This window comes from Streptomyces sp. P9(2023), from assembly GCF_032436795.1.
Classification (GTDB): domain Bacteria; phylum Actinomycetota; class Actinomycetes; order Streptomycetales; family Streptomycetaceae; genus Streptomyces.
The window spans coordinates 14,432-28,156 of sequence record NZ_JAUPWM010000028.1 but is presented as its reverse complement, the minus strand read 5'-3'; the positions used below and the strand labels follow the sequence as shown (position 1 = coordinate 28,156).

Here is a 13,725-nt window from a genome sequence, read left to right as displayed (position 1 = left end):
CCGATCGCCTACTCATGCTGGAGCCCGCCCGCGAGGGATCGTACGACCCTCACAGGGGCGGCTCCAGCCGGGCTATCGCCCGCAGGGCCCTGGGCGCGAGGCGGGACAGGGCGTGTGCGCCGCGGGCCTCGGGGGTGACCGGCACGACGGCCTGGTTGCGCACCACGGCCCGCAGGATCGCGTCCGCGACCTTCTCCGGCGGGTAGTTGCGCAGCCCGTACATCCGGGAGGCCTTCTTCCGGCGGCGGCTCTGCTCCTCCTCGCCGGCCCCGGCGAACTTCGCCGTCGACGTGATGTTGGTGTTCACGATTCCGGGGCAGATCGCGGAGACGCCGATGCCCTGGCCGGCGAGTTCGGCGCGCAGACACTCGCTCAGCATCAGCACGGCCGCCTTGGACGTGCTGTACGCGGGGAGGGCGCGGGAGGGCTGGAAGGCCGCGGCGGAAGCCGTGTTGACGATGTGGCCGCCCTGGCCCCGCTCGGCCATCTGCCCGCCGAAGATCCGGCAGCCGTGGATGACGCCCCAGAGATTGACGTCGAGGACCTTCTTCCAGTCCTCGCTGGTCGTCGCGAAGAACGAGCCCGAGAGGCCGATGCCCGCGTTGTTGACCAGGACGTCGACGATGCCGTACTCGCTCGCGACCTTCGCCGCGAGCTTCTCCATGGCCTGCTCGTCGCTGACGTCGACGGTCTCCCCCCAGGCCTCCGGAGCACCGATCAGCCGGGCCATCTCGGCGGTGCGCGCCGCGCCCTCGCCGTCCCGGTCGACGGCCACGACCCGCGCGCCGGCCTCGGCGAAGGCGAAGGCGGTGGCCCGGCCGATGCCGCTGGCCGCGCCCGTGACCAGGATCAGCCGCCCGCCGAACCGCTCGGCGTACACGGGGTCGGCCGTGCTCTTCGCGGCCGTGACCGGGGCCTTGGTCGCCGGGTCCTCGTTTGCCCTGACGAACTCGGTGATCCAGGCGGCCAGTTGGTCGGGCCGGGTGCGCGGGACCCAGTGCTTGGCAGGCAGGGAGCGCCGGGTCAGCTCCGGGGCCCAGGTGGCGAGGTCGTCGTAGAGCCGCTCGGACAGGAAGGCGTCGCCGGTGGGCGTGATCAGCTGCACGGGCGCGTGGGCGTACGCGTCGGCGCGCGGCCGGCTGAGCCGAGGGCGGACGTTGTCCCGGTAGAGCCAGGCTCCGTGGGCCGCGTCACTGGGCAGCGAGGGCGTCGGATAGTCGCCGGCCGGAACCTTCTCGACCCGCTCCAGGATCTTGGGCCAGCGCTTGCCGAGCGGCCCGCGCCAGGCCAGCTCGGGCAGGACGGGGGTGTGCAGCATGTACACGTACCAGGACTTGGCTCCCTGGCCGAGGAGCTGGCCGATCCGGCGCGGGGTGGGCCGGGTCATGCGCTGCTTGATCCAGTGCCCGAAGTGGTCCAGGGAGGGGCCGGACATCGAGGTGAAGGAGGCGATGCGGCCCTCGGTGCGGGCGACGGTCACGAATTCCCAGGACTGCACCGAGCCCCAGTCGTGCCCGACCAGGTGCACCGGCCGGTCCGGGCTCACCGCGTCGGCGACGGCCAGGAAGTCGTCGGTCAGCTTCTCCAGCGTGAACCCGCCGCGCAGCGGGGTCGGCGCCGTGGACCGGCCGTGGCCCCGGACGTCGTACAGCACGACGTGGAACCGCTCGGCGAGCCGGTGCGCGACCTCCGACCAGACCTCCTTGGAGTCCGGGTACCCGTGTACGAGGAGGACCGTCGGCCGGTCGGTGTCGCCCAGTTCGGCGACGCACAGCTCGATCCCGCCCGTACGGACCCAGCGCTCCCGCGCCCCTGTCAGTCCCGTGCTCATGCCGCCGCCCCCTCCTCGTTCCAGCGCCGCACGTGCGGCAGGTCGTCGTCCAGCCAGAAAGCGCTCTGTTCCGGGTCCTTCGAGTCGGTGACGACGAGGATCTCCTCGAACTTCGCGCCCGTACCCCGGAATCCGAGGTGCGGCTCGACCGCCCACAGCCCCGGCTGGGGTGGGTGGTCGGAGAACGTGTACGGCGACCAGAGCGGCGACCAGCCGTCCCGGTGGCCGTGGATCGCGTCGCTCGCCAGGCCCTTGAGCGACTGTGTGCCGAAGCCGAACAGCGTGGGCGACCAGCGGCGCTCCTTGACCCGGTCGATCTTGTGGGCGATCACGCCGAAGGGATACGCGCGGTGCCGGTTGGCGTACCCCTGGCGGACCATGAGCCGGTCCACGTCCTCGTAGATGTCCCGCAGTGAGCGGCGCTCGCGCACCTCGGTCAGGATCAGCTCCCGGTGCGCCTTCAGGTCGGCGAGCAGCTTGTCGTGGACCGGGTTGAGGCCCAGGCAGCCGGAGTAGCCGATGTCCGAGGTGTAGCCCTTGTACACGGGTGCCATGTCGAGGATGAACGGCATCCCGGCTTCGAGGCGGCGGTTCGTGGGGAAGAACTGCAGCGGGATCTTGAAGTCGACGAAGGCCGTGCGGTCGCCGAACCAGGCGAAGGGCCGGTGGAACCAGTCCCGTACACCCCGCTCGTGCAGCCAGTCGCGCTGCATCTTCGCGGCCTCGCGCTCGGTCACCCCCGGCCTGAGCTGCGCCGCGACCGCTTCCGCGCACGCGTACGACAGGCGCTGCACTTCTCTGAACCCGCGCAGTTCCGCGGTCAGTTCGCTTGCCACTGCTGAGGTCATGCCACCCGTCCGTCCCGTGAACATCCGTGTGCGCTACGTGCCCGTAACGTGACACTGATGAATGTGACAATGCCTGGCGGCTGCGTCAAGGGGTGTGCAGCACGCCTGTGGAAAACTCGGCGTGCGCGGCCGGCGAACGACTTTGGTCTCGACTCCCCTACGGGCTTGTACGCCTGTAGTCGGATACGGATCGAGCCGTTGGGCTGACGACTGCTGTGGCGCACACCACTACCTTCGAAGCGTGACTGTGATCGCTACCGAAAGCCTCAGCAAGCGGTTCCCCCGGGTGACCGCTCTCGACCGGCTCTCCCTGGACATCGGGCCCGGTGTGACCGGACTGGTGGGTGCCAACGGAGCCGGCAAGTCCACGATGATCAAGATCCTGCTCGGTCTGTCCCCCGCCACGGAGGGACGCGCCGAGGTCCTGGGTCTCGACGTCGCCACGTCCGGCGCGCAGATCCGCGAGCGCGTCGGCTACATGCCCGAGCACGACTGCCTCCCGCCGGACGTCTCGGCGACCGAGTTCGTCGTCCACATGGCGCGGATGTCCGGCCTGCCCGCCGACGCCGCCCGCGAGCGGACCGCGGACACACTGCGCCACGTCGGCCTGTACGAGGAGCGGTACCGCCCCATCGGCGGCTACTCGACGGGCATGAAACAGCGGGTGAAGCTCGCCCAGGCGCTGGTCCACGACCCGCAGCTGGTCCTCCTCGACGAGCCGACCAACGGCCTCGACCCGGTGGGCCGGGACGAGATGCTCGGCCTCATCCGCCGGGTCTGGACCGACTTCGGCATCTCGGTCCTCGTCACCTCCCACCTCCTCGGCGAGCTGGAGCGGACCTGCGACCACGTCGTCGTCATCGACGGCGGCACGCTGCTGCGCTCCAGCTCCACCAGCGACTTCACCCAGATCACCACGACCCTCGCGGTCGAGGTGACCGACTCCGACACGCACCCCGACGGCACGGCGGCGCTCCGCACGGCCCTCACCGCGGCGGGCGTGACGCTCCACGCGGGCGAGGAGGAGGGTCTGCCCGGGGCAGGCCACATCCTGCTCGTCGAGGCCGCCGGCGAGCAGACGTACGACCTCGTCCGTGACACCGTCGCGGACCTCGGCCTCGGCCTCGTCCGGATGGAACAGCGCCGCCACCACATCGCCGAGGTCTTCAAGCCCGGCGCGCAGCAGCAGGAGGAGGTGTCGGCGCGATGAGCACCCCGGCCCCCGAGACCACGCAGATCCACAACATCGGGTACCGCAACTACGACGGCCCCCGCTTCGGCCGCGCCTACGCGCGCCGAGCGCTCTTCTCGCAGTCCCTGCGCGGCTCCTACGGACTCGGCCGCAGCGCCAAGTCCAAGGTGCTGCCGATGATCCTCTTCACCGTGATGTGCGTTCCGGCGCTGATCATCGTCGCCGTGGCGGTCACGATGAAGAGCAAGGACCTGCCGGTGGACTACACCCGGTACGCGATCATCATGCAGGCCGTCATCGGACTCTTCCTGGCCTCCCAGGCCCCCCAGTCCGTCTCCCGCGACCTGCGCTTCAAAACGGTCCCGCTGTACTTCTCGCGGCCCATCGAGCGGGTCGACTACGTCCTCGCCAAGTACGGCGCGATGGCGTCGGCCCTGTTCATCCTGACCGCGATCCCGCTGCTGATCCTCTGGATTGGCTCGCTGCTGGCGAAGATGAACTTCGCGGACCAGACGCAGGAGTTCGGTCAGGGGCTGGTCTCCGTCGCCCTGCTCTCGGTGCTCTTCGGCGGCATCGGCCTGGTCATGGCCGCGCTCACGCCGCGCCGTGGCTTCGGCGTCGCCGCCGTCATCGCCACCCTGGTGATCTCGTACGGCGCCGTCTCCACTCTCCAGGGCATCGCCCACAGCACGGACAACTCCGATGTCATCCAGTGGCTGGGCCTGTTCTCGCCGATCACCCTGATCGACGGAGTGCAGACCGCCTTCCTCGGCGCCTCCACCTCCTTCCCCGGAGGGGAAGGTGTCGGACCGGGCGCCGGTGCCGGAGTCGTCTATCTGCTGGTCGTCCTCGCGCTCATCGCCGGCTCGTACGGAGTGCTGATGCGCCGCTACCGAAAGGTCGGGCTGTGACAGTCCTGAACATCGACCACGCCTCTCGGTGGTTCGGCAACGTCGTCGCCGTCAACGACGTCACGATGACGATCGGCCCCGGCGTCACCGGCCTCCTCGGCCCCAACGGCGCCGGAAAGTCCACCCTCATCAACATGATGGGCGGTTTCCTCGCCCCCTCCACGGGCACCGTCACCCTCGACGGGCAGCCGATCTGGAAGAACGAGTCCGTGTACACGCAGATCGGCGTCGTACCGGAGCGGGAAGCCATGTACGACTTCCTCACCGGCCGCGAATTCGTCATCGCCAACGCCGAGTTGCACGGCCTGGGCGCCAAGGAGGCCCAGCAGGCGCTCGCCACGGTGGAGATGGAGTACGCGCAGGACCGGAAGATCGCCACGTACAGCAAGGGCATGCGGCAGCGTGTGAAGATGGCCTCGGCCCTCGTCCACGAGCCGTCCGTGCTGCTGCTCGACGAGCCGTTCAACGGCATGGACCCGCGCCAGCGCATGCAGTTGATGGACCTGCTGCGCCGGATGGGCGCGGCGGGGCGCACGGTGCTCTTCTCCTCGCACATCCTGGAGGAGGTCGAGCAGCTCGCCTCGCACATCGAGGTGATCGTCGCCGGCCGGCACGCCGCCTCGGGAGACTTCCGAAAGATCCGCCGGCTGATGACGGACCGGCCGCACCGCTATCTCGTACGGTCCAGTGACGACCGGGCGCTCGCGGCGGCCCTCATCGCCGACCCGTCCACGGCCGGTATCGAGGTCGACCTCGCCGAAGGCGCCCTGCGCGTCCAGGCGGTGGACTTCGGGCGGTTCACGGAACTGCTGCCCCGGGTCGCCCGGGCGCAGGGGATCCGGCTGCTGACGGTCTCGCCCTCGGACGAGTCCCTCGAATCGGTCTTCTCGTACCTCGTAGCGGCCTGAAAGGAGTCTGACCGATGTACAACCCCACAGTCGCCCGGCTCACCTACCGGGCTCTTCTCGGCCGCAGGCGGGCACTGATCCTCTTCGCGCTGCCCGCGCTCCTGCTCCTGCTCGCCGCCGCGGTGCGGCTGTTCAACGGCGCCGACGACCAGATCGCGGCCGATGTCCTCGGTGGTTTCGCGCTTGCCACGATGGTGCCGCTGATCGGTGTCATCGCCGGGACGGGCGCGATCGGCCCGGAGATCGACGACGGTTCGATCGTCTATCTGCTGTCGAAGCCGCTGAAGCGGCCCTCGATCATCTTCACCAAGCTGATCGTGGCGATCGCCGTGACCATGGTCTTCTCGGCCGTGCCCACGTTCCTCGCCGGCGTGATCCTCAACGGCAACGGCCAGCAGGTGGCGGTCGCCTACACGGTCGCGGCGCTGGTCGCCTCCATCGCGTACAGCGCGCTCTTTCTCCTGCTCGGCACCGTCAGCCGGCACGCCGTGGTCATCGGGCTCGTGTACGCGCTGGTCTGGGAGACCCTGTTCGGCTCGCTGATCGACGGTGCGAAGACGCTCAGCGTGCAGCAGTGGGCGCTCGCGGTCGCGCAGAAGGTCAGCGGCGAGGGTCTCGTCACCTCGGACGTCGGCCTGCCGGTCGCGGTGTCGCTGCTGGTCGGCGTGACGGTCCTGGCGACCTGGTACGCGGGCCAGAAGCTGCGGACGCTGAAGCTGGCGGGCGAGGAGTAGGACGCCGTCGGTCCCGGGGCCGCGTCGCGAAGACGCGGCCCCGGGCCCCTCAACGGCCTCAAGCGCCTCAGACCTTGCGGTCCCTTGCCGCGAGGAGGCCGATCCCTAGGGCCGCCGCGCAGACGCACAGCACCAGGACGATCGGCACCGTCCACGAGCCGGTCGCCTGGTGGACCGCACCGGCGGCCAGCGGTCCGGCCGCCGCCAGCAGATAGCCGACGGTCTGCGCCATCCCGGAGAGCCGGGACGCGGTCACCGCGTCGCCCGCCCGGAGCACGATCAGGGTGAGGGCGAGGCCGACCCCGCCGCCCTGGCCGACGCCGAGCAGCGCGGACCAGAGCCAGGCCCCCTGCACGGGCGCGATCATCAAGCCCGCGTAACCCGCCGCGACCAGCGTCGTGACGAGGACGACCAGCGGGCGCTGACTCCGCATCCGGCCCGCGAGCAGCGGCACCGCGAACGCCCCCGCCACCTGCGTCAGGGTGTTGAAGGCGAACAGCACGCCGGCCGTCGAGCGGCTCATACCGTGATCCGTGAAGATCGTCGGCATCCAGGCGATCAGGACGTACGTCCAGAGGGACTGCAGGCCCATGAAGAGGGTCACCTGCCAGGCGAGTGCCGAGCGCCAGACGCTCCGCGCGGGCACCGCCGACACGGCGTCGGCGCGCGCCTCCTGGACCGTACGACTTCCCCTGGCCGTACCGCCCCTGGCGAGCAGCACCTGCGGGAGCCAGGCCACCGCCGCCAACGCGGCCAGCAGCGACCAGCAGGCGAGCGACGCCTCCCAGCTCCCGCCGAAGGCCTCCTCCAGCGGCACCGCAGCAGCCGCGACGACCGTGGCACCCGCGATCATCGCGCCCGTGTAGAGCGAGGTCATCGACGCGGCCCGGTCGGCGAAGTCCCGCTTGATCAGGCCCGGCATCAACACGTTGAGCAGGGCGATCGCCGTACCGACCAGGACACCGCCGCCGTACAGCGCGTACACCGACGGCAGGACCCGCACCAGGATGCCGGCGCCGAGCAGGACCAGCGCCGCCGCCAGCACCGCTTCGATGCCGAAGCGCCGCCCCAGCCAGGGCGCCACCAGCGCGCCCGCGCCCAGGAAGAGCACGGGCACGGACGTCACCAGTGAACTGGCCGTCGACGACAGGCCGAAGTCCGCCGCGATCTCGCCCACCAGCGGTGCCACGCTCGCCAGGGCGGCCCGCATGTTGACCGAGGCCAGCACGATCGCGGCCATGAGGAGGAACGGGTGGGCGAGCAACGCCCGCCGCCCCGCGCCCGCTTGGGCTGATGTCCCCGGAGGGGATGATGGCCCTTGAGCGGCGGTTGTTCCTTGAGCGGCGGCCCGAGTCTCCACGCGCGCGTGGCGGCCCGATTCCGTCCCCGTCGTCACCGTGCCTCCCCCGTCAGCGCCGCCACCGTCTCCATCGGCACCCGCAGCAGCTCCCGGGCACCCGCCTCGGCCGCCTCCGCGTCGCCCGACTCGATCGCCGCGACCAGCGCCTCGTGCGCGTCGATGTCGACCGGCGGCATCTCCCGGTCGCCGAGCGCGTCCACGAGCACCTCGTGCACCTGGGCGGAGAAGAAGCGGTACACCTCGGTGAAGGCCGCGTTGTGCGTGGCCGCGACCACGGCCAGGTGGAAGGCCAGGTCGGCGTCCGCGTCGCGGTCGCCCTCCTCGCGCAGCGTCGTGAGCGCGGCCCGCAGCCGGAGCAGGTCGTGGGTGTCCCGCCGGACCGCCGCGAGCCGCGCCGCCTCGGCCTCCAGTGCCACCCGCAGCTCCAGGACGTCCCGTGCACCCGCGTGGCGCATCCCGCGCAGTACGGCCGCGGGATCGGCGGTCGACCGGACGAAGGTGCCGTTGCCCTGGCGGGACTCCAGGAGCCCGGCGTGGACCAGGACCCGGATCGCCTCGCGGACCGTGTTGCGGCCGACGCCCAGCTGCTCGGCGAGCTCGTGCTCGGTCGGGATGCGGTCGCCGACCGCCCATTCGCCGTTCGCGAGCTGCTCCCGCAGCTGCTCGACGACCGAGTCCACCAGCGAGGTCCGCCCCGCCGCCTTCAACGCCATCACCGCTGCACCACCACTCCGACCAGCACTCCCACCATCATTCGCCCGGTTGCCCAGTCATCCTACAAGTTCTCCACACCCCCACCGGCTACCCGGGCTCCCGTCAGGGCACCGGACTACTGTGGCCACGTACGGGACACGAACACCCTCACCACTCTCGGGAGTCAGTCATGTCAGACCGCTTCGACGTCGTCGTACTCGGAGCTGGCCCCGGCGGCTACGTCGCCGCCATCCGCGCCGCCCAGCTGGGCAAGCGGGTCGCGGTCGTCGAAGAGAAGTACTGGGGCGGTGTCTGCCTGAACGTCGGCTGCATCCCCACCAAGGCACTGCTGCGCAACGCCGAACTGGCCCACATCTTCAACCACGAGGCCAAGACCTTCGGCATCAAGGTCGACGGCACCGTCTCCTTCGACTACGGCGAGGCGTTCAGCCGCAGCCGCACGGTCGCGGACGGCCGGGTCAAGGGCGTCCACTTCCTGATGAAGAAGAACGGGATCACGGAGTTCGACGGCCGGGGCACCTTCCTGGACGCGAACACCCTGCAGGTGAACAAGGCCGACGGCACCGCGCAGACGATCACCTTCGACAACTGCATCATCGCCACCGGCGCCACCCCGAAGCTGCTGCCGGGCACCGCCCGCAGCGAGCGCGTGGTGACGTTCGAGGAGCAGATCCTCGCCGAGGACGTGCCGCAGTCGATCATCATCGCGGGCGCCGGCGCGATCGGCATCGAGTTCGCGTACGTGCTCCACAACTACGGCGTGAAGGTCACGGTCGTCGAGTTCCTCGACCGGATCGCGCCGCTGGAGGACGCCGACGTCTCCAAGGAGCTGGCCAAGCAGTACCGCAAGCTCGGCATCGACGTCCTGACCTCCACCCGCGTCGAGGCGATCGACGAGTCCGGCCCGCAGGTGCGTGTCACCGTCACCGGCAAGGACGGCGCGCAGAAGGTCCTGGAGGCCGACAAGGTCCTGCAGGCCATCGGCTTCGCCCCGAACGTCTCCGGCTACGGCCTGGAGAACACCGGGGTCGCGCTCACCGAGCGCGGCGCCATCGACGTCGACGGCCGCTGCCGCACCAGCGTGCCGCACATCTACGCCATCGGTGACGTCACCGCGAAGCTGATGCTCGCGCACACCGCCGAGGCCATGGGTGTCGTCGCCGCCGAGACCATCGGCGACGCCGAGACGATGGAGCTCGACTACCCGATGATCCCGCGCGCCACCTACTGCCAGCCGCAGATCGCCAGCTTCGGCTGGACCGAGGCGCAGGCGCGGGAGAAGGGGTACGACGTCAAGGTCGCCAAGTTCCCGTTCACCGCGAACGGCAAGGCGCACGGCCTCGGCGACTCCACCGGCTTCGTCAAGATCATCGCCGACGCGCAGTACGGCGAGATCATCGGCGCCCACCTGATCGGCCCCGACGTCACCGAGCTGCTGCCCGAGCTGACCCTGGCCCAGCAGTGGGACCTGACGGTCAACGAGGTCGCGCGGAACGTCCACGCGCACCCGACTCTGGGGGAGGCCGTGAAGGAAGCGATCCACGGTCTTGCCGGACACATGATCAATTTCTGAGGTTTCCCTCAGCTCCGGGTGATAGGCACTGAAGGGTGCCGACGCCCGAACCCCCGCCGCCGGGTGGCGAACCGTCCCGACCGATCAGGTCGTGGGTGCGTTCGTCACCCGGTACGCATGTGTGGCTGCTGGTCATCGCGATCACCAGCGTGGTCATCGCGCTGGCCTCCGACGGTCTGGAGCACTACCTGCTCCACCGCAACAGCAGCAATCTGTACCAGCTCTCGCACCACCCGGTCCGGGCACTCCTCGGCAGCGCGTTCTGGATCGAGAACCCGGCCGCCTTCGTCCTCTACGCGGTGCTGTTCGAGGTCTTCCACGCGCCCGTCGAGCGCTGGCTCGGCACGCTGCGCTGGTTCGTCGTCGTCGCCACGGCGCACATCGCGGCGACGCTGATCAGCCAGAAGGTCGTCCTGGAAGCGATCCAGGACCACGACGTGCCGCGCAGCATGGCGCACGTGGTGGACATCGGCGTCAGCTACGGGCTCGCGGCCTCGGCCGGGATCCTCACGTACCGGATCCCGCGGCCGTGGCGGTGGCTCTATCTGGCGGGGGCGGTGGCCTTCTTCGCCGTACCGCTGTGCACGAACCACACGTACACGGATCTGGGGCACGCGATCTCGCTGGCCATCGGGCTCGCGTTCTGGCCGTTGACGCGGGGCGTGGGCCCGCGCGGAAAACCGGTGGCGCGGGAACGAGCCCCGGGCGCACAGTAGTTGTGCGGGAAACACCCGCGGTGAGGCCTGGCCCGCCATGAGACCGGGGAGGAGCGCGACCATGACCGACACCAGTTCGAGCCGGAGTTCGAGTCCGTCGAGCTCCCTGCAGGGCGGCGCCCCCTAGCGCCGCCGGGGCGGCCGCTTCGAGCGCGCGGGTTCTCCGCGCGGGCCGCCCACCCGGAGGATTGGCCGAGCGGTAAGGCACTGGCTTGCTAAGCCATGGTCGGGGTCACCCCCGCGCGCGTTCGATCCGCGCATCCTCCGCCGCACGAGAACCCGCCGTACGCCCCGTAACCGCCCTACGCCGCGAGCAGGCGCTCCAGCACCACCGCGATGCCGTCGTCCTCGTTAGAGGTCGTCACCTCGTCCGCGACCGCCTTCAGGTCGGCGTGCGCGTTCTCCATCGCCACACCACGCGCCGCCCACCCGAACATCGGGATGTCGTTGGGCATGTCGCCGAAGGCGATCGTGTCCGTCGCCTTCATGCCCAGCCGGCGCGCCGCGAGCGACAGGCCGGTGGCCTTGCTCAGGCCGAGCGGGAGGATCTCCACGATCCCCGGACCCGCCATGACCACGTCCACCAGGCTGCCGATCGTCCGCCGGGCGGCGCCCGCCAGCTCGTCGTCGGACAGCGTGGGGTGCTGGATGTACACCTTGTTCAGCGGGGCGGACCACAGCTCCGCCGGGTCCTCGAACGGGAGGTACGGCAGCGGCCCCTCCTGCACCCGGTACCCGGGGCTGATCAGCACCGCGCCGTCCAGACCGTCCCGGCTCGCGGCCAGGGCCAGCGGCCCCACCTCGGCCTCGATCTTCGACAGCGCCAGGCCCGCCAACTGCCGGTCCAGGGTCACCGAGGTCAGCAGCCGGTGCTCGCCCGCGTGGTAGACCTGCGCGCCCTGACCGCACACCGCGAGCCCCTCGTAGCCGAGGTCGTCGAGGATGTGCCGGGTCCAGGGGACGGACCGGCCGGTGACCACGATGTGCGCGGCCCCCGCCGCCACGACGGCGGCGAGGGCGTCACGCGTACGGTCCGAGACGGACTCGTCGGCGCGCAGCAGCGTGCCGTCGAGGTCCGTCGCGACGAGCTTGTACGGGAAGGGGCTCACTTGGAGATCGGCTCCAGGACCTCGCGGCCACCCAGGTACGGCCGCAGCACCTCCGGCACGCGCACCGAGCCGTCCGCGAGCTGGTGGTTCTCCAGGATCGCCACGATCGTCCGCGGCACGGCGCACAGCGTGCCGTTGAGGGTCGCCAGCGGCTGGACGACCTTCTTGCCGCCCCGGTCGTCGCGCATCCGCACGGACAGGCGGCGGGCCTGGAAGCCGTCGCAGTTCGACGCGGAGGTCAGCTCGCGGTACTTGCCCTGCGTCGGGATCCACGCCTCGCAGTCGAACTTGCGCGAGGCGGAGGAGCCGAGGTCGCCGGTGGCCACGTCGATGACCTGGAAGGGCAGTTCAAGGCTGGTCAGCCACTGCTTCTCCCAGTCGAGGAGCCGCCTGTGCTCGTTCTCCGCGTCCTCGGGAGCGACGTACGAGAACATCTCGACCTTGTCGAACTGGTGGACCCGGAAGATGCCCCGGGTGTCCTTGCCGTACGTGCCGGCCTCGCGGCGGAAGCACGGCGAGAAGCCGGCGTAGCGCAGCGGGAGCTTGTCGGCGTCGATGATCTCGTCCATGTGGTACGCGGCGAGGGGGACCTCGGACGTGCCGACGAGGTAGAAGTCGTCCTTCTCCAGGTGGTACACGTTCTCCGCGGCCTGGCCGAGGAAGCCGGTGCCCTCCATGGCGCGCGGGCGGACCAGCGCCGGGGTCAGCATCGGGATGAAGCCGGCCTCGGTCGCCTGCGCGATCGCCGCGTTGACGAGGGCCAGCTCCAGCAGGGCGCCGACGCCCGTGAGGTAGTAGAAGCGCGAGCCGGAGACCTTGGCGCCGCGCTCGACGTCGATGGCGCCGAGCGCCTCGCCGAGCTCCAGGTGGTCCTTGGGCTCGAAGCCCTCGGCCGCGAAGTCGCGGATCGTGCCGTGCGTCTCCAGGACGACGAAGTCCTCCTCGCCGCCGACCGGCACGTCCGTGTGGACGATGTTGCCGAGCTGGAGCAGAAGGGCGCGCGCGGTCTCGTCGGCCTCGTTCTGCTCGGCCTCGGCGGCCTTGACGTCGGTCTTGAGCTGCTCGGCCTTCTGCAGGAGCTCGGCGCGCTCCTCGGGGGAGGCCTTGGGGATCAGCTTGCCGAGCGCCTTCTGCTCGGAGCGGAGCTCGTCGAAACGGACGCCGGACGACCTGCGCCGCTCATCGGCGGAGAGCAGGGCGTCGACGAGCGCGACGTCCTCTCCACGGGCGCGCTGGGAGGCGCGAACACGGTCGGGGTCCTCACGGAGCAGGCGAAGGTCAATCACCCCACCAGGCTACCGGTGCGGGCTCGCGCCACCCCAACCGATATAGCCATGCGTGTCGCTTTGCCCGAATTGCCGGTATTCGGAAATGCTCTCCCTATTCGTCAATAAACGGTACAGGGACCCCCGAAAAGGGGCGGATCGGTGTGCGCGGCTTGACCGAACCGCCGTGTGGATCAAGGGACTTCCCCGGCGCTTTCCCAGACTTCTCCACAGTGCCGCCGGGCCACCGAAAGTTTTCCACAGGCTGTGCGGAACTTCTGTGGATGGTGAACGAATTCCTGGGCGTAATGATGATCAAACCTGCCGCGCACACTCGTCCGAGTGGGAATTCCTCGCTCTAAAGAGTTGATCAATGGAGCGGGGGTGACGCTGGCTGAGCTGCGCTCTGTGGGTGAACGGAAGCCGACCGGGGCGATTTGTCGACCTTGGCCGCCCGTCGTATCGACTTGTCCCCAGGGCTGCGCGATCGCCTGTGGATAACTTGGTGCGGGAATTGAAAATATGCAGATAGGACCGGTGATGCGCGCCTGTGGACGACCGCCC

Annotated in this window: 12 protein-coding genes and 1 tRNA gene; 7 read left to right on the top strand and 6 right to left on the bottom strand. The window is 70.1% G+C overall.

What is annotated here, in order from left to right; genetic code table 11:
• Positions 1 to 49 precede the first annotated feature (49 nt).
• Both Q5762_RS27355 and Q5762_RS27350 read right to left on the bottom strand, forming a co-directional pair.
• On the bottom strand, positions 50 to 1,831 hold the full coding sequence (locus Q5762_RS27355; RefSeq protein WP_315894906.1) for an SDR family oxidoreductase: 1,782 nt from the start codon (positions 1,829 to 1,831) through the stop codon (positions 50 to 52).
• On the bottom strand, positions 1,828 to 2,679 hold the full coding sequence (locus Q5762_RS27350) for a M24 family metallopeptidase (RefSeq protein WP_315894905.1): 852 nt from the start codon (positions 2,677 to 2,679) through the stop codon (positions 1,828 to 1,830). The genes Q5762_RS27355 and Q5762_RS27350 overlap by 4 nt, the downstream gene beginning before the upstream one ends.
• Before the next feature lie 247 nt (positions 2,680 to 2,926).
• On the opposite strand from Q5762_RS27350, the gene Q5762_RS27345 reads away from it, so the two are divergent.
• Genes Q5762_RS27345 through Q5762_RS27330 form a run of 4 tightly spaced genes read left to right on the top strand, consistent with a single transcriptional unit; the run spans position 2,927 to position 6,424 of the window.
• On the top strand, positions 2,927 to 3,889 hold the full coding sequence (locus Q5762_RS27345; protein ID WP_315894953.1) for an ABC transporter ATP-binding protein: 963 nt from the start codon (positions 2,927 to 2,929) through the stop codon (positions 3,887 to 3,889).
• Positions 3,886 to 4,782, top strand: a complete 897-nt coding sequence (locus tag Q5762_RS27340; RefSeq protein WP_315894904.1) for an ABC-2 transporter permease — start codon at positions 3,886 to 3,888, stop codon at positions 4,780 to 4,782. The genes Q5762_RS27345 and Q5762_RS27340 overlap by 4 nt, the downstream gene beginning before the upstream one ends.
• Positions 4,779 to 5,690, top strand: coding sequence for an ABC transporter ATP-binding protein (locus Q5762_RS27335; protein ID WP_315894903.1), 912 nt, complete (start codon positions 4,779 to 4,781; stop codon positions 5,688 to 5,690). The genes Q5762_RS27340 and Q5762_RS27335 overlap by 4 nt, the downstream gene beginning before the upstream one ends.
• Positions 5,691 to 5,704: 14 nt before the next feature.
• Positions 5,705 to 6,424 (top strand): ABC transporter permease, encoded by a 720-nt coding sequence (locus Q5762_RS27330; RefSeq protein ID WP_315894902.1) that lies wholly within the window; start codon positions 5,705 to 5,707, stop codon positions 6,422 to 6,424.
• A 67-nt stretch (positions 6,425 to 6,491) separates the two neighbouring features.
• Here Q5762_RS27330 and Q5762_RS27325 read toward each other — a convergent pair whose 3' ends face one another.
• The gene (locus Q5762_RS27325) at positions 6,492 to 7,688 is read right to left on the bottom strand and encodes an MFS transporter (protein ID WP_315894901.1); all 1,197 of its coding nucleotides are present in this window, start codon (positions 7,686 to 7,688) and stop codon (positions 6,492 to 6,494) included.
• A gap of 128 nt (positions 7,689 to 7,816) precedes the next feature.
• Positions 7,817 to 8,497 carry a GntR family transcriptional regulator gene (locus tag Q5762_RS27320; RefSeq protein ID WP_315894900.1) on the bottom strand — a complete coding sequence of 227 codons (681 nt, stop codon included), beginning with the start codon at positions 8,495 to 8,497 and terminating at the stop codon, positions 7,817 to 7,819.
• Between the two features lie 170 nt (positions 8,498 to 8,667).
• Here Q5762_RS27320 and lpdA point away from each other — a divergent pair, with 170 nt between their 5' ends.
• The 3 genes from lpdA to Q5762_RS27305 all read left to right on the top strand — a co-directional run bounded on the left by lpdA (position 8,668) and on the right by Q5762_RS27305 (position 11,054).
• A complete protein-coding gene (lpdA, locus tag Q5762_RS27315; protein WP_315894899.1) occupies positions 8,668 to 10,071 on the top strand; it encodes a dihydrolipoyl dehydrogenase in 1,404 nt (467 codons plus the stop codon).
• Positions 10,072 to 10,166: 95 nt separating this feature from the next.
• On the top strand, positions 10,167 to 10,787 hold the full coding sequence (locus tag Q5762_RS27310) for a rhomboid-like protein (protein ID WP_399495274.1): 621 nt from the start codon (positions 10,167 to 10,169) through the stop codon (positions 10,785 to 10,787).
• Between the two features lie 182 nt (positions 10,788 to 10,969).
• Positions 10,970 to 11,054, top strand: a tRNA-Ser gene (locus Q5762_RS27305).
• Between the two features lie 35 nt (positions 11,055 to 11,089).
• On the opposite strand, the gene Q5762_RS27300 is transcribed toward Q5762_RS27305, so the two are convergent.
• Together Q5762_RS27300 and serS are read right to left on the bottom strand one after the other, a co-directional pair.
• Positions 11,090 to 11,896, bottom strand: coding sequence for an HAD family hydrolase (locus Q5762_RS27300; protein ID WP_315894897.1), 807 nt, complete (start codon positions 11,894 to 11,896; stop codon positions 11,090 to 11,092).
• Complete coding sequence (gene serS, locus Q5762_RS27295; protein WP_315894896.1) at positions 11,893 to 13,182, bottom strand: serine--tRNA ligase; 1,290 nt, start codon at positions 13,180 to 13,182, stop codon at positions 11,893 to 11,895. Before serS ends, Q5762_RS27300 begins: the two co-directional genes overlap by 4 nt.
• Positions 13,183 to 13,725 lie beyond the last annotated feature (543 nt).

What these genes read in the sequence shown, in the direction of transcription:
- Q5762_RS27355 (WP_315894906.1), bottom strand. Translation starts at nt 1,831, where the DNA reads ATGAGCACGGGACTGACAGGGGCGCGGGAGCGCTGGGTCCGTACGGGC.
- Q5762_RS27350 (WP_315894905.1), bottom strand. Translation starts at nt 2,679, where the DNA reads ATGACCTCAGCAGTGGCAAGCGAACTGACCGCGGAACTGCGCGGGTTC.
- Q5762_RS27340 (WP_315894904.1), top strand. Translation starts at nt 3,886, where the DNA reads ATGAGCACCCCGGCCCCCGAGACCACGCAGATCCACAACATCGGGTAC.
- Q5762_RS27330 (WP_315894902.1), top strand. Translation starts at nt 5,705, where the DNA reads ATGTACAACCCCACAGTCGCCCGGCTCACCTACCGGGCTCTTCTCGGC.
- Q5762_RS27320 (WP_315894900.1), bottom strand. Translation starts at nt 8,497, where the DNA reads ATGGCGTTGAAGGCGGCGGGGCGGACCTCGCTGGTGGACTCGGTCGTC.
- lpdA (WP_315894899.1), top strand. Translation starts at nt 8,668, where the DNA reads ATGTCAGACCGCTTCGACGTCGTCGTACTCGGAGCTGGCCCCGGCGGC.